General features: G+C 60.8%; 23 protein-coding genes. 11 read left to right on the top strand and 12 right to left on the bottom strand.

Going from position 1 to position 22073, the window contains the following annotated elements; all coding sequences use genetic code 11:
* Positions 1 to 188 precede the first annotated feature (188 nt).
* The 9 genes from AC6HU3_RS06780 (at position 189) to AC6HU3_RS06740 (ending at position 9582) form a co-directional block, all read left to right on the top strand.
* Entirely contained in the window at positions 189 to 1466 is a 1278-nt protein-coding gene (locus AC6HU3_RS06780) for an FIST signal transduction protein (RefSeq protein WP_497473020.1), read from the top strand.
* Positions 1463 to 2830, top strand: coding sequence for an ATP-binding protein (locus AC6HU3_RS06775; RefSeq protein ID WP_497473019.1), 1368 nt, complete (start codon positions 1463 to 1465; stop codon positions 2828 to 2830). Before AC6HU3_RS06780 ends, AC6HU3_RS06775 begins: the two co-directional genes overlap by 4 nt.
* A gap of 4 nt (positions 2831 to 2834) precedes the next feature.
* On the top strand, positions 2835 to 4661 hold the full coding sequence (locus AC6HU3_RS06770) for a response regulator (protein WP_497473018.1): 1827 nt from the start codon (positions 2835 to 2837) through the stop codon (positions 4659 to 4661).
* Between the two features lie 9 nt (positions 4662 to 4670).
* Positions 4671 to 5399: a ribonuclease PH gene (rph, locus tag AC6HU3_RS06765; protein ID WP_497473017.1), complete on the top strand. Its 729-nt coding sequence runs from the start codon at positions 4671 to 4673 to the stop codon at positions 5397 to 5399.
* Between the two features lie 18 nt (positions 5400 to 5417).
* A complete protein-coding gene (locus tag AC6HU3_RS06760) occupies positions 5418 to 5900 on the top strand; it encodes a hypothetical protein (RefSeq protein WP_497473016.1) in 483 nt (160 codons plus the stop codon).
* Positions 5901 to 5960: 60 nt separating this feature from the next.
* Positions 5961 to 7118, top strand: a complete 1158-nt coding sequence (locus tag AC6HU3_RS06755; protein WP_497473015.1) for an acyl-CoA dehydrogenase family protein — start codon at positions 5961 to 5963, stop codon at positions 7116 to 7118.
* A 135-nt stretch (positions 7119 to 7253) separates the two neighbouring features.
* A complete protein-coding gene (locus AC6HU3_RS06750) occupies positions 7254 to 7991 on the top strand; it encodes a hypothetical protein (RefSeq protein WP_497473014.1) in 738 nt (245 codons plus the stop codon).
* Complete coding sequence (locus AC6HU3_RS06745) at positions 7955 to 8992, top strand: potassium channel family protein (protein ID WP_497473013.1); 1038 nt, start codon at positions 7955 to 7957, stop codon at positions 8990 to 8992. Before AC6HU3_RS06750 ends, AC6HU3_RS06745 begins: the two co-directional genes overlap by 37 nt.
* Positions 8989 to 9582, top strand: a complete 594-nt coding sequence (locus tag AC6HU3_RS06740) for a hypothetical protein (protein ID WP_497473012.1) — start codon at positions 8989 to 8991, stop codon at positions 9580 to 9582. The genes AC6HU3_RS06745 and AC6HU3_RS06740 overlap by 4 nt, the downstream gene beginning before the upstream one ends.
* Here the strand turns inward: AC6HU3_RS06740 and AC6HU3_RS06735 are convergent.
* Positions 9546 to 10286 carry a DNA/RNA nuclease SfsA gene (locus AC6HU3_RS06735; RefSeq protein ID WP_497473011.1) on the bottom strand — a complete coding sequence of 247 codons (741 nt, stop codon included), beginning with the start codon at positions 10284 to 10286 and terminating at the stop codon, positions 9546 to 9548. The two genes, AC6HU3_RS06740 and AC6HU3_RS06735, sit on opposite strands and share 37 nt — an antisense overlap.
* Positions 10283 to 11485, bottom strand: coding sequence for an imidazolonepropionase (gene hutI, locus AC6HU3_RS06730; protein WP_497473010.1), 1203 nt, complete (start codon positions 11483 to 11485; stop codon positions 10283 to 10285). Before hutI ends, AC6HU3_RS06735 begins: the two co-directional genes overlap by 4 nt.
* A gap of 335 nt (positions 11486 to 11820) precedes the next feature.
* On the opposite strand from hutI, the gene AC6HU3_RS06725 reads away from it, so the two are divergent.
* Together AC6HU3_RS06725 and AC6HU3_RS06720 are read left to right on the top strand one after the other, a co-directional pair.
* Positions 11821 to 12747 carry a DNA methyltransferase gene (locus AC6HU3_RS06725; RefSeq protein ID WP_497473009.1) on the top strand — a complete coding sequence of 309 codons (927 nt, stop codon included), beginning with the start codon at positions 11821 to 11823 and terminating at the stop codon, positions 12745 to 12747.
* A gap of 1 nt (position 12748) precedes the next feature.
* Positions 12749 to 13633 (top strand): DpnII family type II restriction endonuclease, encoded by an 885-nt coding sequence (locus AC6HU3_RS06720; protein WP_497473008.1) that lies wholly within the window; start codon positions 12749 to 12751, stop codon positions 13631 to 13633.
* Here the strand turns inward: AC6HU3_RS06720 and hemH are convergent, their stop codons facing one another.
* From hemH to AC6HU3_RS06670, 10 genes are read right to left on the bottom strand one after another with little or no spacing between them, the layout of a single operon-like run.
* Positions 13634 to 14569 (bottom strand): ferrochelatase, encoded by a 936-nt coding sequence (hemH, locus tag AC6HU3_RS06715; RefSeq protein ID WP_497473007.1) that lies wholly within the window; start codon positions 14567 to 14569, stop codon positions 13634 to 13636. It lies immediately after the preceding gene.
* Positions 14566 to 15576, bottom strand: coding sequence for a uroporphyrinogen decarboxylase (gene hemE, locus AC6HU3_RS06710; RefSeq protein ID WP_497473006.1), 1011 nt, complete (start codon positions 15574 to 15576; stop codon positions 14566 to 14568). The genes hemH and hemE overlap by 4 nt, the downstream gene beginning before the upstream one ends.
* 7 nt (positions 15577 to 15583) lie before the next feature.
* Complete coding sequence (locus AC6HU3_RS06705) at positions 15584 to 15961, bottom strand: hypothetical protein (RefSeq protein ID WP_497473005.1); 378 nt, start codon at positions 15959 to 15961, stop codon at positions 15584 to 15586.
* On the bottom strand, positions 15958 to 16416 hold the full coding sequence (locus AC6HU3_RS06700; protein WP_497473004.1) for a pyridoxamine 5'-phosphate oxidase family protein: 459 nt from the start codon (positions 16414 to 16416) through the stop codon (positions 15958 to 15960). Before AC6HU3_RS06700 ends, AC6HU3_RS06705 begins: the two co-directional genes overlap by 4 nt.
* Positions 16413 to 17546, bottom strand: coding sequence for a TIGR04053 family radical SAM/SPASM domain-containing protein (locus AC6HU3_RS06695; protein ID WP_497473003.1), 1134 nt, complete (start codon positions 17544 to 17546; stop codon positions 16413 to 16415). The genes AC6HU3_RS06700 and AC6HU3_RS06695 overlap by 4 nt, the downstream gene beginning before the upstream one ends.
* A complete protein-coding gene (locus tag AC6HU3_RS06690; protein WP_497473002.1) occupies positions 17543 to 18181 on the bottom strand; it encodes a chlorite dismutase family protein in 639 nt (212 codons plus the stop codon). Before AC6HU3_RS06690 ends, AC6HU3_RS06695 begins: the two co-directional genes overlap by 4 nt.
* On the bottom strand, positions 18169 to 19143 hold the full coding sequence (hemB, locus tag AC6HU3_RS06685) for a porphobilinogen synthase (protein WP_497473001.1): 975 nt from the start codon (positions 19141 to 19143) through the stop codon (positions 18169 to 18171). Before hemB ends, AC6HU3_RS06690 begins: the two co-directional genes overlap by 13 nt.
* A complete protein-coding gene (locus AC6HU3_RS06680) occupies positions 19140 to 20120 on the bottom strand; it encodes a uroporphyrinogen-III synthase (protein ID WP_497473000.1) in 981 nt (326 codons plus the stop codon). Before AC6HU3_RS06680 ends, hemB begins: the two co-directional genes overlap by 4 nt.
* Positions 20104 to 20970, bottom strand: a complete 867-nt coding sequence (hemC, locus tag AC6HU3_RS06675; protein ID WP_497472999.1) for a hydroxymethylbilane synthase — start codon at positions 20968 to 20970, stop codon at positions 20104 to 20106. Before hemC ends, AC6HU3_RS06680 begins: the two co-directional genes overlap by 17 nt.
* Positions 20955 to 22073: a glutamyl-tRNA reductase gene (locus AC6HU3_RS06670; RefSeq protein ID WP_497472998.1), complete on the bottom strand. Its 1119-nt coding sequence runs from the start codon at positions 22071 to 22073 to the stop codon at positions 20955 to 20957. Before AC6HU3_RS06670 ends, hemC begins: the two co-directional genes overlap by 16 nt.

The raw sequence follows: 22073 nt of genomic DNA, 5'->3' as shown, positions 1-22073 counted from the left end.
GGGGGTGAAAGAAGGGTACGGGAGATTTCATGTAGATTCTTTCGTGAGGCAACCATGTCTTTTCGTGTAGATTTTAAATGAGGCAATGCGGCACCTTGACATGCGGACAGGAAAGCCCTACAATATAGCGGTCCAGCATCCAAAAAGGAGGATGAGCCATTTTTGTTGAGGGTGGCTGGTGGCGCCGGATGACGGAAGGTTCAACCCGTCAGCGCCGGCAACCCCGGGTGGTCACATCCCGCAAACGGGTGAAGGTCCAGGAAGGTCACGGGGTGGGGACCGGTGTGTCCGGTGTGGACGCTTCCTGGATGGCCGGACTCCAGGCAGCTCGTGCAGCCAAAGAAGCGGCAGGCAAAGACATCGAAATCGGCATTGTTTTCATGACCGCCGAGCACGATCTCAACATGGTCCTCAAGGGCGCAGCCTACGGTCTCGGATCCAAGGTTCCCCTGGTGGGGGCCACCACGTATGGCTATGTGTTCGACAACCACGAGGTCGCACGCCCGGGGGTGGGTGTCCTGGCCTTGGGAGGAGAGCAGTTTCACGTGGAGGCCGGGTTGGGAACCGGTTTGAGCCAGGATCTCTGGGGATCCGTGCGTCAGGCGGTTCAGCCCGTACTGGATGCCTGGGAAGGTCAGCGTGCCCAGGGGCGCCCCCATCTTTCTCTCTTTTTCCTTGTGGACCGTTTCACCAACGGCGAAATCCTTCTGGAGGCCATCGCGCGGGAGCTGCCTGACGAGCGCATTCCCGTGTTCGGCGGTATTGTGGACGAAGAGGGGTCTGAACAGAGTGCCCTCGTGTATAACGGAGAACTGATCCATGACGGAATCCTGGTGCTGGGCTTTTTCACCGAAAGCCCGGTGGGGGTGGGCGCCCGCCATGGGTTTTTCCCCCTGGTTCCCCGGCGGGTAACCCGGGTTTCCGGGACGGTGATCCAGGAGCTGGACGAACGTCCCGCCATCGAGGTTTGGAAAGAGTTTCTGAAACGCAAAAAAGTTCAGGTGGGCGATTCCCTGGAAGAATTCGGCCAGGCTCTGGCACGCTTTCAGTTTGCCATCCCCGATCCCCTGCAGGGGGGAGCGTCCAAAATTCGACTTCCCCTGGGCATCACGGAGGATGGGGGGATCCGTCTGGCCGGTGAGGTTCCGGACAAAGCCACCATCTGGATCCTGGAAGCCCGGAAAGACCGGATGCTGGACGCCATCGAAAAGGCCTTTCAGGCAGCCCGGGATGCCCTGACCGCTCCGCCCATGTTTGGCACCGTCCTCCATGGCTTCTCCCGGACCTTCGCGCTGGGCGAAGAAGGTTTTCAAGAGGAAATGGAGAAAATTCGCGAACTCTTTGGCGAAACGCCGTACATCGGTCTGAACACCTATGGAGAGGTCGTCCGGGTGGAAGGTCAGCCCCGGGGGTTTTCCAACTCTTCGGTGGTGATCACACTGTTTCCGGGAGAAGCGTCGTCGTGAGCCGGGTGGAGGGCATTCCCCGCACACTGGACTTTCGCGCACTCCTTGCCCTGACCCCGGACATCCTCTTTCTCCTCGAACGGGACGAAGGACGGGGAGGCTGGATCGTCCGCTTCGTCAACCGGGCCATCCGGAAACTGGGTTATCAGGAAAACGCCATCACGGGTCGCCCCTTTTCGGAGATTTTTGATCCCGCCTATCGCCCGGTGCTGGACCAGACCCTGGGGGCGTTCCGGGGAAAGGAGATGCGCCTCCAGATGCCCGTCCGGGTGCGGACCCGCTCGGGGAAGATGGTGACGGGAAGCCTCGGACTGGTGCTCCTCCGGGTGAACAACCAGCCGCGGGGATACGCCATCCTCACCGTCCGGAGTTCTCGAAACGTGGTGGAGCGGATTCTGAACGGCGTGGATGTGGGAATCCTGCTGGTGGATGACAGGGGGCGGATTCGATATGCCAACCGGTACGCCCGGCACCTGTTTGATGAGAACCTTTCCGTGCTTCCCAGGGAATTCTGGCGAATCCGCAAAAAGAACGAACCGGCGGAAATCCCCTGGAAAGATCGGTTTCTGGGGGTTTCCGTCTATCCCGCCGGTGACAAATCCCACAAGGAATGGCTGTATCTGATCAAAGACATCACCGAAAAGAAATGGGTTCAGGAAACCCTGGTCCGTCTGGACCGTTTTTCGTCTTTCGGGGTCCTCGCTTCCGGTCTGGCCCATGAGATCAAAAACCCTCTGGCCGGCATGCGCCTCATTGCCCAGAATCTGGCCCGACGCCTGGAGGACGAGCGCGATCGGGAAGCCCTCGAACGGATGCTTCGCCAGATCGACCGCATTGACACCCTGATCAAACAGTTCTTCTCCTATGTGAAGCCCAAAGAGCCCCTGCCGGAGTCCATCCGGGTGCGGGAGGTGATCGACGACCTCTATCCCCTCATCAAAGACCAGCTCATGAAGCACCGGATCACCTTCAACGTGGAGGTTCCCGATTCCATCCAGATCCGGGCGGACCGGAACCAGTTTGAGCAGATCCTGCTCAACCTGATGCTCAACGCCATCGAGGCCATGCCCCACAAGGGGACCCTCACCGTCTCGGCCCGGGAGGTTCGTCAGAAACTTCCCCGGATGGAGCGGGATCGGTGGGTGGAAATCGTGGTCCAGGATACCGGGGTAGGGATGACCCCCGAACAGCTGGAACACATCTTTGTTCCCTTTTTCACCACCAAACCGTCGGGAACCGGACTGGGGCTTTTCATCGTCCATCAGCTTGTGACCCGCAACGGTGGCCTCATCCGGGCGGAAAGCAAGAAAAATCACGGCACACGCTTTATCCTATATATGATACCTGGAGACGAAGGGGGGTGAAAGCATGTCCCTGAAGATCCTTCTTGTGGACGACGAAGAAGATATCCTGTGGGGCCTCTCCGAGGAGCTCAGCCGCCACGGCTGGGAGATTCTCACCGCAAGCAGCGGAACCGAGGCCCTGCAGATCCTCCAGTCCGCCAAAGACCTTGATTTCCTGATCACTGATGTTCGAATGCCTGACATCAGCGGGATCGATCTTCTTCTCAAAGCCCGGGAACTTCAGCCTCAGATCCGGGCCATCGTGATGACCGCCCATGGCAACGAAGAACTCAAAAACGAAGCCTTTCAGCGGGGGGCCATCAGCTATCTGGAGAAGCCCTTCGATTTTGACCAGCTCCTCACCGTCATCCAGGAAATGGAGGAGGAAGGGGCTGCGGGGACCCTTCAGGAATGGAACCTGATGGACGTCCTCCAGCTCGTGGCGATGGAGGGACGGAGTGCCCGATTCACCGTGCAAACGCCCGAAGGTCCGGGCGTGCTGTGGGTGAAAGACGGCGAACTCTGGTTCGCCGAGATCGGAAATCACCGAGGAGAAGAGGCCTTTTTCCACATTCTGCGCCACGAAAACGTCCAGTTCCAGATGGACTGGGTGGACACGGTGGATGTGGACCGGAACATCCACCAGCCCCTCTATGCCCTGCTCCTCGAAGTGGTGCGTATGCGAAATGAGGCCCGCACGGAGGACATGGGCAAACTGGAGTCCGAACTGCTGGGCGGGGTGGACACCCCGGTCATGGAAGAAGAGCACGAAGAACTCCCCTCCCTCAATGAAATCTCCCTCGAAGGCCTCGGTGAAGAACCTGCAGAAGAAGTCGTGGAAATCCCTGAAGAACCAGCACCCGTTGAGCTCGAGGAAGAAACCCCCTCCTCCATCGGTGAAATCTCCGTTGAAGAGGTCATGGAAGAAGAGCACGAAGAACTCCCCTCCCTCGATGAAATCTCCCTCGAAGGCCTCGGCGAAGAACCTGAAGAAGAAGTCGTGGAAATCCCTGAAGAACCAGCACCCGTTGAACTCGAGGAAGAAACCCCCTCCTCCATCGGTGAAATCTCCGTCGAGGAGGTCATGGAAGAAGAGCACGAAGAACTCCCCTCCCTCGATGAAATCTCCCTCGAGGAACCGGAGGCCGTTCCCGAGGACGTTCCAGAAACCGACCTTGAGGCTGTTCTGGAAGGGGAAGGGGGTGAAGAGGATCGGGTGATGCGGGAGGTGGAAGAGCTCCAGCGGGCTTCTGGAGAAGAGCCCCCCACGCCCCTTTCGGAAGACCTCCAGAGAGAAATTCAGGAGGTGCTGGAAGAGGACCAGCGGGCTGAAGAAAAACCTTCCATGGACATTCAGGAAGCCCCGGCCTACGAAATCCAGGAAGAGAAACCGGCACCGCCCCCTGAAGCCCCCCCCGAGCCCGCTCCGGAGCCCCAGCCTGCGCCTGAATCTGAGCCTGCTCCTGCTCCGGCCCCTTCGCCCGAAGCCCCGCCTCCCGAAAAACTCGAACAGCTTCAGGCTCTCATGAAGCGGTTCGCCAAGTCCACGGGGGTGACCGGCATCCACGTGCTGGTGGACACCGCGGGCCGTGTGGTGACCGGTGCCATCAAGGGGAAAGCCCTTCAGGAGACTTTTTCCCGATGGATTGATGCCGCTTTTCAGATGTCTCTTCAAGGGGACCTGGGTCGGGTGGAGGATTTTGCCCTCACCACGGAGCGTTTTCACCTTCTCGGCGCCCAGGTGGGTTCCTGGGTGTATGTGGCCATGCTCCCCCGGGCTGGTGTGAACATCGGAATGGCCCGGGTCCGATTTCAGAACGCCGTGAAAGAGATGCGGAAAATTCTGGCCTGAGTGCAAACCATGCGCCCTGTGCGACTGGATCCCACGTTCCCTTCCTGGGGAGAAGGGGTATGCCTGTCGGTGGCGGGCAACACGCGGGTGCTGTGTACCGTGAGCGTTCAGATGGGTGTGCCCTCCTTTCTCCACGGCACCGGGGAAGGGTGGGTCACGGCGGAATACGACATGCTCCCCCGGTCCACCCATCAGCGACGAACCCGGACCTGGAAATCCCTGCATCCCGACGGACGGATCGTGGAGATCGGCCGCTTCATCGGGCGCGCGCTCCGGGCGGCGGTGGACCGGACGGCGTTGAAAGAAACCACCTGGGTGGTGGACTGTGATGTCCTTCAGGCCGATGGAGGGACCCGTATCGCTTCCGTGAACGGGGGCATGGTGGCCCTTGCGCTGGCGGCCCATCGGCTGACGCTGCAGGGTTTCCTGGAGCGTTTCCCCATCCGCCAGCTTGTGGGAGGGGTGGCCGCCGCCCACCGGGACGGCCGGTGGGTGGTGGACCCGGACTACGAACAGGACCAGGGCGCGGACATGGATCTCAACGTGGTATTTGGGGAAGACGGGCGGATCGTGGAAATCCAGGGAACGGCAGAAGGGACACCCGTCCCGCCCGAAGCCCTGACCGACGCCCTTCCCCTGCTTTTTGAAGCGGTCCAGACCCACGTGTTCCCCGCCCAGCGGGCGGCCATTCAGGAAGGCCTGCGACGGCTTGTGGAGGCATCTTCCGGTGCGACATAACAACACAGGAGGGCTATCATGGATAGGTTGTATGAACCTCTCACACCCGAAGACCTGGAAGCGCTGAAAGAACTTGCTCTTAAAGAACACGAAGCGTTCTTCCAGAGGAATTCCCACCTGAAAGAAGCTTACGGCAATGCCCTGATCGGTATTGTTCTGGCTCAGGGAGCCGCTTCCCATTATCTCGATCCCAGCGTGGGCATTAAGGATTTCGATATCTGGTATTTTTACCTCAAGGACGAAAACCGTCGCTTTCCATATCGGGCTCGCAAAAGGTACAAAAACGGACATAAGGGCCGACCCATAGATTGTTTGAAGAGAGCGATCCCGAGGAGGATCTATGAGAAGTATTCAGGTGCTCCCGGACAGGCGATCATAGGATATCTTCGGGAAGGGAAAACCAAGAGCGGTCCCTTGCTTCTCCAAAAAGCCGTTATTGGACTCTACCCGGACTCAATCTTTGGTAAGGTTCTCTGGGAAGGAAAAAAGAAGGAGAAGTAAACGATTCCTGTGTGTACACGGATTAAATGTCGTTGCAATCACGCTACAGGAGGATGGTGAATGGACTTTTTCAGGCTGGATGACCTTCTCTCGGAAGATCAGCGGATGATCCGGGACATGGTCCGGAAATTCGTGGATCGGGAGGTCCTGCCCATCATCGGAGAATACTGGCTGAAGGGTGAATTTCCCATGCATCTCGTTCCCCGTATGGCCGAACTCGGCTTCTTCGGCCCCACCCTTCCCGAAGAATACGGGGGGCAGAACCTGGATTACACGAGTTACGGGCTCATGATGATGGAGCTGGAGCGGGGAGATTCCGGCGTGCGCTCCTTTGCCTCCGTCCAGAGCTCCCTCGCCATGACCAGCATCTATCTCTATGGCTCGGATGAGCAGAAAAAGCGGTTCCTCCCGGCCATGGCCCGTGGGGAGATGCTGGGCTGCTTTGGGCTCACGGAACCCGATGCGGGATCGGACCCCGGCAGCATGCGCACCGTGGCCCTCCGGGAAGGGAATTCCTGGGTGCTCCACGGGACCAAACTCTGGATCACCAACGGTTCCATCGCCGACGTCGCGGTGATCTGGGCCAAAGATCGGGAAGGGGTGATCCGGGGCTTTCTGGTGGAAAAGGGCACACCGGGGTTCACCGCCCAGGACATCAAAACCAAGATCTCGCTCCGGGCGTCCATCACCTCGGAGCTTTCCCTGGACGAGGTCCGGGTTCCGGACGAGAACCGCCTTCCTCTGGCCGAAGGGCTTGTGGCCCCCCTGCGGGTTCTGAACCACGGGCGATACGGTGTGGCGTGGGGGGCGGTGGGCGCCGCCCAGGCGGCTTTTGAGGAGGCCCTCGCCTATGCGAAAGAACGGATCCAGTTTGGTCGCCCCATCGCGAGTTTCCAGATCATCCAGCAGCGTCTGGTGGACATGCTGGCCAAGCTCACAAGCATTCAGCTCATGGCCTTCCGGGTCGGTCAGATGATGGACAGCGGCACGGCCCAGCACCATCACATCTCCCTCTTCAAACGCCAGGCCACCCGATATGCCCTGGAGATCGCCCGGAGTGCCCGGGAGATCCTGGGAGCCAACGGGATCACGGCGGAATACCACAGCATGCGCCACGCCGCGAATCTGGAAAGCACCCTGACCTATGAGGGGACCTATGACATTCACACCCTGATCGTGGGGAAGGCCATCACCGGCCTGGAAGCCTATGGGGGATAACCGGGAAACACCGTGTTCACCCGCAAGGAGGGGGCGTTTCTGGTATGTCAGGCGTGCCGGCACCTGTGCAGGCTCGCCGATGGGGAGGTGGGGCCCTGCGGGGTCCGGAAGCGCAGTGGGGATCACGTAAACTTCATGGGAACCATCCGGGTCGCCGAGATCGAACCCGTCGAACGCCGGGGGTTCTTCCACCTGATGCCGGCGTCCCGGGTGTGGACCTACTGGGTGGGGGGCGAATCCCGTTCGGCCGAGAATCCCCCCGACCTCCCGGATGATGTGGTGGCGGTGGCCTCCGGCGATCCGGAGGTGGCCTGGGCCTTTGATCTCCACGCCAACCTTGCCTGGAAAGCCCGGGAAGAGGGGAAGGGTGTGCTGTGGCGTTCCCGGGGCCTCTGGACCTCTCCCATTCTCGGCCTGGTTCCCTCTCTGGCCACGGCCGTGTTTCTGATCCTGGACGAGGGGAACCGGGAGCGATGGGGGAAAATCCTGTATGAGGGGGCCTGGCTGCGCAACCGGGGCGTGTGGGTGGAGGTGGCCCTTGTTCCACCGCCCGAACTCCGGCCCCGGGACCTGCGAACGCTCCTCAAAACCTTCACCGAAACCCTGACGCCCGACACCCCCTTCCACGTGGTTCGTCAGTTCCACCCCCGAACCCCGGCTTCCCTCCTGATCCAGATCGCCGAGGCTCTTTCGGGAACTCTTCCCTTCGTGTATGTGGACCACCTCCCGGGCAATCCCCGGGAAAACACCTTCTGCCCTCACTGTGAGGCCCCCCTCGTGTACCGGTTCGGATGGGTGGTGCTGGAAAACCGGGTGAAGGACGGGCGATGCCCCGAATGCCACAAGGTCCTTCCGGGTCACTGGACGCGCTGAAGGCCCTCCGCCGCCGGATTGCCCTCGCCGCCGGTCTCCTTCTCGCCCTCACCGGCCTCGGAACCGTCGGATACCGGATCCTTGAAGGGTTCTCCTGGATTGATGCCCTGTATATGACCATCATCACCCTGAGCACGGTGGGGTTTGAAGAGGTGAAGCCTCTTTCTCCCGCCGGGGAGGTTTTCACCATCTTCCTCATCGTGGCCGGGGTGGGGACAGCCGGCTATCTGATTTCCCGGATAGGCCAGCTCCTTCTGGAGGAGGAAGTGTTTTCCATCCTCCGGTTCCGGCGGAAGGAAAGGGAGGTTCAAAAGATGAACGACCATTTTATCATCTGCGGGTACGGGCGGACGGGTCGCCTGGTGGCCCAGCGGCTGCGCAGCATGGGGGCCCGGGTGGTGGTGGTGGATCAGGACCCCGACGCCCTCCTGGTGGCGGACGAAGACGGTTTCCCCTTTGTTCACGGGGACGCCACGGAAGAAGAGGTGCTGGAGCGGGCCGGCATCCACCGGGCACGGGGGGTGGCTGCCCTTCTGGAAACCGACGCCCAGAACCTGTATCTGGTGCTCACCGCCCGGGGGCTGGATCCCAGCGTCAAAATCTATGCCAAGGTGGTGGACGAGAAAGCGAAGAAAAAGTTTCTCCAGGCCGGGGCAAACTGGGTGATCCCCCTGTATGAAACCTCCGCCCAGCGGATCGCCATGGAGATGTTTTCGCCTTCTTTCGTGGAGATCCTGGACGTGGTCTCCTCCGGTCAGGAGATCTTTCTCCGGGTGGACGAATTCCGTCTTCCTGAGAACGCGCCCATCGTGGGCAAAACCCTGGCTTCGGCCAACGTCCGTCAGCGCGCCGGTGCCATGGTGATCGGTGTCGTCCGGGGGGGCCAGCTCCTCTTCAACCCCGATCCCCACATGCCCCTCCAGGCGGGAGATGTGCTGTGGGTGATGGGCTCGCCGGAACACATTGAGCAGTTCCGAAAACTCTTTGTGGAAGGCGAATGATTCCCATCGCGCTGACCTGCTCCTGGCTGGGCGCAGGCCTCCTTCTCCTGGGACACCGGGACCCGGATCTTTCTCCCGTCCGGGACGGTGTTTCCACCTATGCCGCCGGGGGAAAGAGGGGTGGATGGGTGAAAGGGGGGCTCTTTCTCTGGGCGGCGAGTCTGGGGCTTTCTGGGTATGCAGTGTTTGCAAGCCTTGAGGGATGGCGTGCGTTTCTGATGGCGGCAAGCACAGCGCTTGCTGTGGTGGGACTTGTTCTGATCATTCTGTTCGATGAAACGGTGCCGGAATTCCGGCGACTGTTTTCGGCTCTTCCTCAGGCCGTGTATGAGCAGACCTACCACAACGCCGGCGTCCAGCTCAACGGGGTGGGAACCCTTGGCATGACCCTTCTCTGGGCAGACGCACGAGGCCTGCTTCTGCCCCTTCTGGGCCTGATCGTGGTAAGCCAGATCCTCCGCCACGCCCCCTGGCCCGTGCTCCTGGCCATCCCTTATGACGAAAGCCGGGGCCTGCGCCAGAGGCTGGAGATCGGCCTTCTTTTTCTGGCCTTTCAGGTGCTGTTGTTTCGGGAACTCGGCATCCAGTAGCCCGGAAAGGGCGTCACCCGCCGGCAGGCCGGCAGTTCTCCCAGGAAGATCAGGTGGGTGGGCGTTACCCGGAAGCGGAAGGCCCGCACATCCACTCTCGCCTCAAAAAGCCTTTCATACAGCCGGGCAAAGGCCGGATCCCGTTCCCCGAATACACAGAAGGATCGGGCATCCTCCCGGAACACCGCAAACCACAGCCCCGCCGGCTCGCCACGGGAGGCAACCTCCAGAAGTTCCTGAAGATGGCGCTGACCCCGCAGGGTGGGGGCATCCGGAAACCGGGCCGTCCCTTCCCGATCCAGGAGATTCACCGATTTGGCTTCCACCACCTTTCCTGTCTCCGGGAAGAAGAGATCCAGCACGCTCTTGCCCCGGCGGGGACTGGAGGTGGCCCCGCCAAACACCTCCCCCAGGAGGGGCCCGCTCATGCGGGCATCCAGTCCCACCCAGATGGGCTTGCCGTCATACCCGGGAACCCGGATGGCCAGGAGGTCTCTCCGGGTTTTCCCCCGATCTCTCCGTTTCTCCAGAAGCACCTTCCGCCCCGGCACCAGGAGGTCCTCCAGCCGTCCGGTGTTGGGGAGGAACACCTTTTCTTCAAGCCCCTCCCGTTCCACCAGGGCGGCAAACCGGTTGAGTCGGCGGCGAAAGACCCCGTATTCGGGATGGGTCACCCAGGGAATGCGTGTCTTCCGGGGCTTCATGAGAGATCAGGCCGGCGAAACACCCGCTCTCCCCCCATCCACACCTCGGCCACCGGGTTCCGATCAGGCTCATAGAAGAAATACCGCCAGTCCGGACGGTCCAGCACCACGAGATCGGCCCGGAACCCCGGGGCAATCCTGCCCACTTCTTCCTGGAGGTCCAGCGCCCAGGCGGCATGCCAGGTGGCGGCCATCAATGCCTCCTCAAAGGTCATGCCATAGGAACGGACGGCTTCCCGCATCACCGTCTGCATGGAATAATAGGGGGACGACCCGGGGTTCAGGTCGGTGGCCAGGGCCACCCGCACCCCCGCTTCCCTCATTCCCGCATAGTCCGCAAATCTGCCTCCCAGGAACAGGCTGACGGTGGGCAGAAGCACCACGGTGACACCGGCATCTTTCAAGCGAGGAAACACTTCCCGGGGGGCCTGATCCAGATGATCGGCACTCACCGCCCCCAGTTCGGCAGCCAGAAGGCTTGCTCCGGTGAAGGCCAGTTCATCCGCATGGAGTTTGAGTTTGTAGCCCAGATCTCTGGCCCGGCTGAGAATGTGCCGGGCTTCTTCCACCGAAAACACACCCCGATCGGCAAACACATCGCAGAACACCGCCTGTCCCCGGAAGGCCGGAAGCATCGCCTCCACCACCTCCCGGACATAGTCCGCTCTGGACTTCTCCGGCGGGAAGGCGTGGGCTCCCAGAAAGGTGGGCACCACCCGCTGGGGAATCTGTGCCGCCAGGCGGTGGATCGCCTCCAGCATCCGCCCTTCAGCTTCGAGGGAAAGGCCATAGCCGGTTTTGATCTCCACGGTGGTCGTTCCATACGCCAGCATTTCGGCCGTGCGTTTCCGGGCGTCGTCCACCAGGACATCCACCGGTGTTTCCCGGAGTTTCCGGACGGTGGAAAGGATGCCCCCGCCGGCCTGGAGGATTTCCTCATAGGTTTTCCCCTCCCGGCGCAGAAGAAACTCCTCAAACCGGTCCGCCGGATACACGAGATGGGTGTGGGGGTCCACAAACCCCGGAACCACCGCCGGACCCGCAGGCTCCACCACCGGACCCTCCGGACGTTCCTTCCACGGGCCCACCCACCGGATCCATCCCTCCTCATCCACTGCAATTCCGGCCTGCGCCATCACCCGCACCCGGCCGTCCGGGGTGGGACTGGCCACCTGCACAAAGGGACCCAGGACTTTCATGCTCACCTCCTGTGCGGTGTGTATTGTATGGCCCGGCATGCGAACCACCGGGCCTGTCCAGAGGCACCGGGGCGTTGTCTTGAAAATCGGATACGGCGATGAACGCTTTGCCCGCCATGCCATGCCCGGCGATCCTTCCGGGTGTGGTTGAACGTGGAGGGGCGAAAGGCCCGATGTAGGCGGCGGGGTGGAGGGTTGAAGGTCCGGGGGCGACTCTATATCGTTCTCGGCACACAAACCGATGGAGGCACTGCTTAGCTCCAGCGTGCTTTTGTGGATCTTGTAAAAACAGAAGATGGGTTCTGGGGTCCACTCATCGAAACTGAGGAAAGGCTATGGAGAAAGGATATCCCGAAATGAAGGAAATAACTCACGAAGATTATCTGGAGTTTGTAAAAGAACATGACAGTGTAGTAATCGAAGATGTAAAAATAAAACTTCAAAAAGATTGGAAGATCACCTCCTACGGCCCCCCCAACGACTACGTCCCAGAACGTACGACTGTTTGGAGCTTCCCGGATCGGGGAGATTGGGCGACACACAAGGGGAATTATCGGGGGAACTGGTCTCCGTATATTCCCCGAAACCTAATATTGAAATATACGCAAAAGGGGGATTGGGTTCTTGATCAGATGATGGGTAGTGGAACGACGCTCGTCGAAGCAAAAATTTTGGGGAGGAATGCAATCGGCGTAGACGTTAATCTTGACGCTGTGATGATTGCACGGGATAGACTGAACTTCTCCTATAATCCACTATTTCCAGAGTCCGATGAACCTATAATTAAAACCTTCTGGGGAGACGCCAGAAACCTTAATGAAATCGAGGACGACAGCATCGATCTTGTGGCAACACATCCGCCATATGCCAGTATAATCTCATACACGAAAAAAAAGAAACTCTCTAACGATCTCTCTCAACTGCCGTTTGAAAAATACCTTGAGGAAATGCATAAAGTTGCAGAGGAGTCATTCCGTGTGTTGAAGCCGGGTAAAATCTGTGCTATTCTCATTGGAGACACACGAAAGCATAAACACTATGTCCCAATAGCCCTTCGGGTCCTTCAGGCATTCTTGGACGTTGGCTTTATTTTGAAAGAAGACATCATAAAATTACAATGGAACATGAAAGCTACAAGGGAACGATGGCGCGCTAAAGAATATGATTTTTACCTAATTGCCCATGAGCATGTTTTTGTGCTTCGTAAACCAGAAAGTGAACGAGAGGTTAAAAAGTATAAGTTTAGCGTAAGGTGGTGGTGAAATGGTGAAATTTAAAGAACTTGGATTTAGTAGTTTTGAGGATTATAAGCAAAGATTTTTTGGTACTTTGCTACCATCTAACAAGACTTACGAATATTTCGTTGATTGGGATAAAGTGAAAAGCGCTGTTAACGAACACCTGGATGAATTATCATTGTTAAATTCACTTACGAAAATTGATGCGTCTAGTAGGGTTGAGCATCTTGGCTCTTTGCTAAGGAAATATCCGCAAATAGTGGAAGTCATCCCACTTCTTATTGCTGAAAGAGTCGAAAATGGAAAGATTGATATTTTTGATCCCGAAATAGAGGCATTCATAAGTTTTGAATTTGAGCGTTCAAAAGTCAATGTAAAAACTATCCCTCAAATAATCAATTTTTGCACTAAAACGGGGATTATGGATCTGTTTGGAGAAGTAAAAGATATTCACGACTACCTCCTAGGTGTGGAGGTGGGATTAGATACAAATGCAAGAAAAAACAGGAGTGGTGATATTTTTGAAAATATGTGCCAGCAAAAAATTGAGAAAATTATTGGAAAAAGATATAAAGTGGTAAACAACGACCCGCGTTTTTCATTGTATCCTGTAGTTATAAAAGGTAGAAGTAAAGGGAAAACTCATGATGTGGTAATTTATAAAAATGGCAAACCCGTTCTTATAGGTGAATTCAACTTTTATAACACAACAGGAAGCAAACCTATCTCCATAGCGGAAAGCTATATTGAAATGCACAGAGTAGCCAAAAAACACAATGTAGAATTCCTATGGATAACAGATGGTCCCGCATGGCATAAAATGAAACAACCCTTACTACGCGCCATGAAAGAGCTAGACTGGATACTTAACTATCGCATGCTATCCTTAATCAAACATATTCTCCCTTAGTCAGTTTCTCCCTTTCTTTGGGGTTGCTCCGCCCACACCCTCCAGCCTCTTCACCACCTCCTCCACCAGCCCGTCCAGAAATTCCGGATCGTCGTTGAGGGACGGCGTGCGCTCCAGGTGGATGCCCAGCTCCCGCGCCTTCTCCTGCGCCTCGATGTCAATGTCCCACAGCACCTCCAGATGGTCACTCACAAACCCGATGGGGACCACCAGCACCTCCCGTTCGCCGGAAGCAGCAAGGTCTTCCAGCACCTCCAGGATGTCCGGACCCAGCCAGGGGAAGGGCGTTTTCCCGGCGCTCTGATAGGCCACACGCCACTTGGTGAGGCCGGCCCGCGCCGCCAGGGCTTCCGCCGTCTCCCGGAGACGCTCGGGATAGGGGTCTTTCCACGTCAAGATCCGCTCCGGCAGGCTGTGGGCGGTGAACAGGACGAAGGGCTCTCCCTCAAAGGCCGAACGGCGTTCCCGGATCCGCCGGGTGAGGGCGTTCAGATATCCCTCGTTGAGATGCCAGGTCCGGATGGGAACCACCTCCACCCCCGCTTCCTCAAAGATCTCCCGCGCATAGTCCAGATATTCGTCAATGATCATCCGGGATTCATGGGGGGCGAGCACCAGCGCCACCACCCGCTCCACCCCGTCCTCCACCATTTTCCGCGCCACGTCCGGAATGAAGGGGGAGACGTGCTTCATGGCGCTGTAGAGCCGGACGCCCGGCGCCCGCTTCTCCAGACGATCCCGGAGCCCCTGCACCTGCCGGGTGGTCAGGCGCATGAAGGGACTCCCGCCGATCCGGCGATACCGCTCCACGAGCTCCATCAGGTCTTCTTCCGAAGGCGGGCGTCCCCGCCGGATATGGGTGTAATACGCCCGGATTTCCTCCACATCCACGCTCCGGGGAGCGCCATAGGCCATCACCAGCACACCCTGTTTCATGACGCGTTCTCCTGTTGGGATCGTTTTCCATACCGGTGCACCGCCTCCACCAGAGCGGCCACATGCTCCGGCGGGGTGTGGGGAAGGATTCCGTGCCCCAGATTGAACACGTGCCCGGGGAAGGTTTTGCCGGCCTCCACCACCGCTTCCACGGCCCGGTCAAACCGTTCGGGAGGGGCAAGGAGCATGGCCGGGTCCAGGTTGCCCTGGATGGGCCCAGACCACCGATCTCGATACGCCGACAGGGGCATCCGCCAGTCCACACCCAGCACCACCCCCCGGAGCCGGGAGAGATAGGGCACAAGGTGGAACGTCCCGGTGGAAAAATAGATCACCGGGACCGGAAGGCGGTCCACCATGGCCTGGATGTGGGGAAGGAGCGCCTCAAAGATCTCCGGCGGAAGGCTTCCCGCCCAGGAATCAAAGATCTGGACCGCGTCCACCCCGGCCGTCACCTGCGCCTCCAGATATCGCCCCAGCTCCCGGGAAAGAAACCCCATCAGGGCGTGAAAGTGCTCGGGGTCCCGATAAAAGAGGGCCCGGACCTGCGCGAAGTCCCGGCTCGGCCGCCCTTCCAGAAGATAGGCCGCAAAGGTGAGGGGGGCTCCAGTGAACCCGAGCAGGGGGACCTCCAGGACCTCCTTGAGGCGCCGGATGCTCTCAAACACAAAGTCCAGCCGGGAAAGATCCAGGGGGGCGAGGTCGTCCACCCGCTCCACGGGCCGCACCACCGGGCCTTTTCCCTCAACCAGTTCAAAATCCCACCCCATCCCCCAGAGGGGAACCAGGAGATCGGAGAACAGAATGGCCCCGTCCAGATCAAACCGGCGAAGGGGTTGCAGGGTGACCTCCACCGCAAGGTCCACGCGGCGGCACAGTTCGATCATGGAGAACCGCTCCCGGAGTTTGCGGTATTCCGGGAGATATCGCCCCGCCTGGCGCATGATCCAGATGGGTGTGGTGTCCACCGGTTTGCCCCGAAGGGCACGAAGCAGCCGATCCTTCATGGTCTCCTCACACGTTCATGGCTTCAAAGAGGATCCAGAGTTCCAGGATGAGAAGGGTGTAGGCCAGAACCAGCACCGACCGGCGCCGGCCCGTTTTACGGGCGCGGGGGGCCACCCCGAAGTCGTGAAGGGCCTTGAGGGCCACCGCAAGCCCCACCAGCACAAACTTCGTCCGGTACAGATGGGCCGGAAAATCCTGCAGGAGCACCAGGCCGGTGGCCACGAGCACCGCCACAGCCAGCCAGGAAGACGTCCGGAAGGGTCTGCCCAGCGCCTGATAGAGGAGGGGGCGATCCTCTGGCCGGGCCCGGCGCAGGGCCACAAAGAAAAGCAAATTCCCGCCCACCCAGTAGGCCGCGGCCACCACATGGAGAAAAAGGATCATGCGGGAACCTCCCAGACTTTGCGCACCCCCCAGCCAAATCGCTCTTCGTCCAGCACCCCGAACCACACCGGCCGGAAGGCAAAAAACCGGAGACGCCCCGCAGCAAGGAGGTCCTTCGGGATCCGGGGGAGGGCCCGGGGAAAACGCCGGCCATAGCAGGCCAGCACCCGCGGGAGATCCCTCGCCGGAATGGCCTCCACCGGTCCCTCCATCTGAAGCCCCCGGAGGGGACGGGTGGTTCCGGGATGCAGGGAAGCCGCCATCCAGGAATGCTGAAGAAGCGCCCGGACGTGGCGGGTGTCCGTCCGGGACATGAAATAGAGCACAAAGCCCTGCGGCGTCTCCTCAAAGGCAAAGATCACGGGAACGCTCCAGGGACCCCGCTCATCCACCACCGCCAGGGTGAGGATGGAGGTCTCTTCCAGGCGTTCCCGTATGGCGTCTTTCAGGTTCATCCGGATGGAACCCGGGCGGGATCGGGTTCAAACACGGTGCACAGGGGCTCTTCCGCCAGCATGTCCCCGTGGAGGCCCCAGGCCCGGGCCCGGGAGCCGCCGCAGAGATAGCGATACACGCACCGCCCGCACTTCCCGGTGAACCGGTCGGGATCCCGGAGGGCCTGGAGAACGGGTGCGGTGCGATAGATCTCCGAGAGCGGGCGTTCCCGCACGTTCCCCACGGGGATGGGAAGGAAACCGGAGGGATACACCTCCCCCGTGTGGGACACAAAGATCACGCCGTTCCCGTCCCGAATCCCTGCACCGATGGCCCGCAGACGCTTTCTGCGCGCATCGGAGGGAAGATGGTGAAGGTCCCGGGCAAGGCGCACCCGGTAGTGGGGGGCCTCCACCGTACGAATGTGGAACGGGGCGGTGTGCTGTGCCCGGTCCGCCCAGTCAAAGAGCGCGTCCAGGTCCTCCGGATCGGGCATCCCCAGGGTCACCCCCCGGCCCACCGGGATCAGGATGAACAGGCTCCACCGGCGAACCGGAGGGGCAAAGGGCACAAGGATGTCCAGCATATCCGGGATGAGGTGGATGTTCCGGGCGGTCACCGTGGTGTTCACCTGCACGGGAAGGCCCACCTCCCGCGCCCATCCCAGGACCTCCAGCGCACGCCGGAACGCCCCGTCAAAGCCCCGGAAGGCGTTGTGAACCTCCGGCGTGGGCCCGTCCAGCGAAAGGCCCAGGGCCATCACGCCAAGCTCCCTGAAGCGAGCAAGCACCTTCCGGGTCAGAAGGGGTGTGGTGCTGGGGGTGATCCCGAAGGGGATCCCCAGGGATCGGGCGTGGGCCATGAGGTCAAACAGATCCGGCCGTTTCAGCGGATCGCCGCCGGTGAAGATCAGGAGGCTCCCCATTCCGGCGATGTCCTCCAGAAGGCGTTTCCCCTCTTCAAAGGTCAGTTCGTCCGGATGGGGCTCCACCTGGGCGTCCGCCCGGCAGTGCTGACACACCAGGTCACAGGCCCGGGTGACCTCCCAGTAGATGTTCTGGGGCGCCTCCTGAAACACAAACCCCTCATAGGGTTCGGGGCCCGCGAGCACCGGTTGAACCCGGGATGAGGCACCGTGAGGGTGTTTCACGCGAACCGCTCCAGCCATTCGTCCTTTTCCACAAGCCGCCCCGTGTAGATGGGGGTGTCCCGTTTCGTATAGATCCGTGCGCGGGTCTGTCGCATCTCCATCACCAGGTCGCTGAAGCGGACGAGATCGTCCGTCTCATACCCCACCACGAACTCCCAGGGCGCAAGGCCCATGCCATACACCAGAATCTGCTCGATGTCCCTGTAGGCGTGGCCCACCCGGGCGTGCTCCTGCATCATCACCCGGCGGATGTCCGGCGGAAGCTGATACCACTCGTGGGTTTTCACAAAGGGATACACCACGAGATACCGGAGGCGGGGTCCGGGAACCTGCACGCTGATGCCGGTCTTTCCGGTGTAGCGGGAGGGTCGGACGAACCCCCACAGGCTCTCCCGGAGGGGCCATCCCGCCCTGCGCATCGTCCATCCGGCTTTCTGGAGGACGTCCAGGTCCTCCAGGGCAAACCAGAATCCGGTGTTCATCCCCGGATACAGGCCTTCCAGATCGTACAGATACAGGGCCACCATCCCCGGAAGGTTCTCCAGCGTCTCCAGGGTGGAGGCCACCGCGTTCCGGCTGAGGTTTCGGGGGTCCAGCTCGGTATAGACAAAGGCGTGCACCCTCACTTCAGCCACGTTGCCACCTCCTTCGCAAAATACGTGAGAATCAGATCGGCTCCCGCCCGTTTGATGGACAGGAGACTTTCCATCACCACTTCCCGTTCCGAAAGCCACCCGTTCCGGGCAGCCGCCTTGAGCATGGCGTATTCCCCGGAGACCTGATAGGCGGCCAGGGGCTTGAGGGTGGCCTCCCGGGCCCGGGCCAGCACGTCCAGATAGGGCATGGCCGGCTTGACCATCAAAATGTCCGCCCCTTCTTCGTCATCCAGGAGAAGTTCCCGCAGGGCTTCCCGGCCGTTGGCGGGATCCATCTGATAGCCCCGGCGATCCCCCAAACGGGGGGCCGACGCCGCCGCCTCCCGAAAAGGACCATAGAAGAAAGAGGCAAACTTGGCGGCATAGCTCATGATGGGGATGTGGGCCAACCCCGCCCGATCCAGGGCGTCCCGGATGGCCTGCACCTGCCCGTCCATCATGGACGAGGGGGCCACCATGTCCGCGCCCGCCTCCGCCAGACTCACCGCCGTTCGGGCCAGGAGCTCCAGGGTGGCGTCGTTGTCCACATCGTGGTCGTGGATCACGCCACAGTGTCCGTGGGAGGTGTATTCACACAGGCACACATCCGCAATCACCACCAGGTCCTTCCCGAAAGCGTCCTTGAGCGCCCGGGCGGCTCTCTGGACAATCCCCTCCTCCGCATAGGCCCCGCTTCCCACCTCGTCTTTTTCGGCGGGGATCCCGAACAGGATCACCGCCGGAATCCCCAGACGCACCACCTCCTCCACGGCCGGCACCAGACGGTCGAGAGAATAGCGAAACTGCCCCGGCATGGAGGGGATTTCCTGCACCACGTTTTGACCTTCCTGCACAAAAAGGGGATAAATGAGATCGTCCACGGAGAGATGGGTCTCCCGGACCATGCGCCGGAGGACGGGACTCCGGCGAAGCCTCCGCGGTCGTTCCACCGGAAACATCATGAACCTCCTTGCTGAAGGTGGGTGATGAGGGCTTCCACAAGCCCTTCGGGCGTGTGAACCGGACTTTCCCGGAAGGGCCAGCCCCGTTCTTCCAGGGCTTTTCGGGTTGCAAGGCCGATGGCCCACAGGGTCACCCCCGGGGGAAGGGTCAGGCCCCGGCGAGCCAGATAGGCCTCCACTCCTTCCACCGTGCTGGGGCTCGTGAACAGCCAGTGCTCGGCCGACAGAAGATCGGGCTCAAAGGGATGAAGACGATCGTCCGGAAAGGGCAGGGTTTCGTAGGAGCGGACCTCCCGGACGTCTGCGCCCCGGGCACGAAGGGCATCCGGAAGGAGTTCACGCCCGCCGGTCCGGAACAGAACCACCGTTTTTCCGCGAACATCCAGATGATCCAGAAGCGCCACCAGGCCCTCGGCCGAAAACCGTTCCGGGAGATACACCCCGAACACCCCCCATCCCTCCAGGGCCCTGCGGGTGGAGGGACCGATGGCCACCGTACGCACGGCGGACGGCCAGGGAATGCCGAGATTCCGGAGCCACCGGAACACACCCTCCACGCCCCGGGGACTTGTGAAAAAGGCCATCTCCATTTCGGCGAGAATCCTGGGTAGATCGGGCGGGGCGGGAAGGAAGCGAAAGCGCAGAAGGGGAAAATACACCGGTGTGAACCCCGCAAGCCGGAGGCTCAGCCCGGTGCGAAGGGCGTCGTCCATCGCCCGGAACAGGGCCACGCGGGGGCCCCGCGGCAGAACGGGAGCCCGCCAGGCACTTTTCCGTGAAAACACCACCTGCCCCGGTGAAGGGGCGGGTACGTTCCCGATGAACCAGGGAACATCCGGGTGAAGGAGGAGAAGGGGAGTGGGTTCTTCGGCCACCACGGCAGAAGCCCTCCGGATGCTCTCCTTCAACGGTTCCGGAAGAAGTTCCGGAGGCCAGTCGGGCGGGAGATGCAGGACATCTCTATCCCTGATGCGCATGGAGTGCTGCCTCCAGTCGTGCCCTCAAAAGATCCAGACGCACCGCCCGTTCGGTCACGTGGATGCGCATCTCGGGCGTGTGATAAAACAGATGGCCCTCATAGCCCTCATCCGTACGGCGGACAAAACATCCGAAGGGGGCGTGGCACCCGGCCCGGGCCACGGCGAGAAGATGGCGCTCCATCCGCACCGCCTCTTCCGTTTCGGGGTGGTTCAGGAGCGCGCGAAGGTTGTCCTTTTGGGGATGGTCCTGCCGCATTTCCACGGCGATCACGCCCTGGGCAGGAGCAGGGACGAAGGACGGGGGCTTCAGCACCTGAACGGGGAAGCCCTCCACCTCCGACTGATCGGGCCGCCACAGCCCCAGCCGTTCCAGCCCCGCCGCCGAAAGAACCACCGCATCCGTTTCCCCTTTCCGGAGTTTGCGCAGCCGGGTGTCCACGTTCCCGCGGAGAGGATGGATGTCGGCATGAGGAAACATCCCGGCAAGAAGGGCTTTTCGCCGGGCACTGGATGTGCCGATCCGGCGAAAGCCATCCCGGTGGATCAGGAGGTCCCAGGGGGTATCCCGCCGGAGAAAGGCCACCACCTCCAGACCGTCAGGAGATGCGGTGGGGAGGTCCTTGGCACTGTGCACCGCCAGATCAGCCTCTCCTCTCAGGAGGACCTGCTGGATCTCTTTGACGAAGATCCCCACCCCGGACAGGGAAGTGGAGCGGTCCCGGTCGCCCGTTGTGGTCACCCAGCGGTACGTCACCGCCATGCCCTGGCGCTCCAGAAGGGAGCCGACGGTCTGCGCCTGGATCCGGGAGAGACGGCTCCCTCGCGCTGCGATCACGAAAGACGCCATCGCTCCAGCACCTCCACAGGGTCCTCATCCCGCAGCAGGGCCATGGCGGGATACAGGGCTTTGCGCACATACCGGCGGACAATGGGCGCCGCCCGGTCCGGGGGAAGGTCAAACTGGCGGTTCAGAACCTCCAGCAACTGGGTTTCCAGGACCCGGGACTTTTCTTCCAGGGCCCGCAGAAGGTGGCGCCGCTCCCGGCTTCGCAGCCACGCCACGAACTTTCCGGTCTCTTCCCCCACGATCCGCTCGCCTTCTTCGAGCGCCCGGGCTTTGGCCGCCCGAACCGCCTCATAAGAGGTAAGGAGAGAGTCCAGGAAAAGGGTCCGGTCCGAAACCAGATCGGGGTGGACCACGGGAGGCTGGGACAGGTCCACCATCCAGGGAATTTCAGAGCCTTCGGGGAAGTCTTCCGGTCGGATGAGGGGATGGGGGGATGTGGTGGCAAGCCACAGACCGTCCGCCTCCCGAAGGGCCCGGTGAAAGGCCTCACTCCAGAGCACAAGGGGGACGGCCCCGATCTGGGAGGCAAGCTGCTCCGCCCGCGCCCGGGTTCGGCTCACCACCCAGGCGGGGCGCATACCCCGTTTGGTCAGAACTTTGGCGGAAAGCCAGGCCATTTCGCCGGTGCCCACAAGCATCACCTGCCCCCCCCATCCCCGGCGGACGACCTCCCGGTAAGCCAGGGTGACCACCGAGGGATCCCCCTTCTGAATGTCCGTTTCCGTCCGAATCCGCTTGGCCGCCGCCAGGGCGCGTTCAAACAGCTGATGGAGGAGTTCCGGAAGTTCACCGGCCCGCCGAAAGGCCTCCCGGACCTGGGCCATGATCTGGGGTTCGCCCACAGCCGGCGAGTCCATCCCCGCCGCCACCCGAACCAGATGACGAAAGGCGTTCACCGCACCGCGCTCCACCTGGAAGGGAAGGTCCCGGTAGGCCGGCGGGAAGGAGAACCCATAGAGTTCCACGCGATAGCAGGTGGCCAGGAGAACATGGGGGGTCTCGGGAGGATGGGCGTTCAGGGCATCCAGGATACGGGCCCGGCCCTCCTGGTCGAGATCTCTGAAATTTGCCCGGAGAAGGATGAGGCCCGAATCATCCATCAT

This window comes from Caldifarcimen microaerophilum, from assembly GCF_055387105.1.
Note: the sequence above shows the minus strand (reverse complement) of the source record. Positions and strands in the feature narration are given on the sequence as shown.

Bases quoted from the DNA above. Each gene is read 5' to 3' on its own strand.
- AC6HU3_RS06780 (WP_497473020.1), top strand. From the start codon at position 189: ATGACGGAAGGTTCAACCCGTCAGCGCCGGCAACCCCGGGTGGTCACA.
- AC6HU3_RS06770 (WP_497473018.1), top strand. From the start codon at position 2,835: ATGTCCCTGAAGATCCTTCTTGTGGACGACGAAGAAGATATCCTGTGG.
- rph (WP_497473017.1), top strand. From the start codon at position 4,671: ATGCGCCCTGTGCGACTGGATCCCACGTTCCCTTCCTGGGGAGAAGGG.
- AC6HU3_RS06760 (WP_497473016.1), top strand. From the start codon at position 5,418: ATGGATAGGTTGTATGAACCTCTCACACCCGAAGACCTGGAAGCGCTG.
- AC6HU3_RS06755 (WP_497473015.1), top strand. From the start codon at position 5,961: ATGGACTTTTTCAGGCTGGATGACCTTCTCTCGGAAGATCAGCGGATG.
- AC6HU3_RS06750 (WP_497473014.1), top strand. From the start codon at position 7,254: ATGGGAACCATCCGGGTCGCCGAGATCGAACCCGTCGAACGCCGGGGG.
- AC6HU3_RS06745 (WP_497473013.1), top strand. From the start codon at position 7,955: ATGCCACAAGGTCCTTCCGGGTCACTGGACGCGCTGAAGGCCCTCCGC.
- AC6HU3_RS06740 (WP_497473012.1), top strand. From the start codon at position 8,989: ATGATTCCCATCGCGCTGACCTGCTCCTGGCTGGGCGCAGGCCTCCTT.
- AC6HU3_RS06735 (WP_497473011.1), bottom strand. From the start codon at position 10,286: ATGAAGCCCCGGAAGACACGCATTCCCTGGGTGACCCATCCCGAATAC.
- hutI (WP_497473010.1), bottom strand. From the start codon at position 11,485: ATGAAAGTCCTGGGTCCCTTTGTGCAGGTGGCCAGTCCCACCCCGGAC.
- AC6HU3_RS06725 (WP_497473009.1), top strand. From the start codon at position 11,821: ATGGAGAAAGGATATCCCGAAATGAAGGAAATAACTCACGAAGATTAT.
- AC6HU3_RS06720 (WP_497473008.1), top strand. From the start codon at position 12,749: ATGGTGAAATTTAAAGAACTTGGATTTAGTAGTTTTGAGGATTATAAG.
- hemH (WP_497473007.1), bottom strand. From the start codon at position 14,569: ATGAAACAGGGTGTGCTGGTGATGGCCTATGGCGCTCCCCGGAGCGTG.
- hemE (WP_497473006.1), bottom strand. From the start codon at position 15,576: ATGAAGGATCGGCTGCTTCGTGCCCTTCGGGGCAAACCGGTGGACACC.
- AC6HU3_RS06705 (WP_497473005.1), bottom strand. From the start codon at position 15,961: ATGATCCTTTTTCTCCATGTGGTGGCCGCGGCCTACTGGGTGGGCGGG.
- AC6HU3_RS06700 (WP_497473004.1), bottom strand. From the start codon at position 16,416: ATGAACCTGAAAGACGCCATACGGGAACGCCTGGAAGAGACCTCCATC.
- hemB (WP_497473001.1), bottom strand. From the start codon at position 19,143: ATGATGTTTCCGGTGGAACGACCGCGGAGGCTTCGCCGGAGTCCCGTC.
- AC6HU3_RS06680 (WP_497473000.1), bottom strand. From the start codon at position 20,120: ATGCGCATCAGGGATAGAGATGTCCTGCATCTCCCGCCCGACTGGCCT.
- hemC (WP_497472999.1), bottom strand. From the start codon at position 20,970: ATGGCGTCTTTCGTGATCGCAGCGCGAGGGAGCCGTCTCTCCCGGATC.
- AC6HU3_RS06670 (WP_497472998.1), bottom strand. From the start codon at position 22,073: ATGATGGATGATTCGGGCCTCATCCTTCTCCGGGCAAATTTCAGAGAT.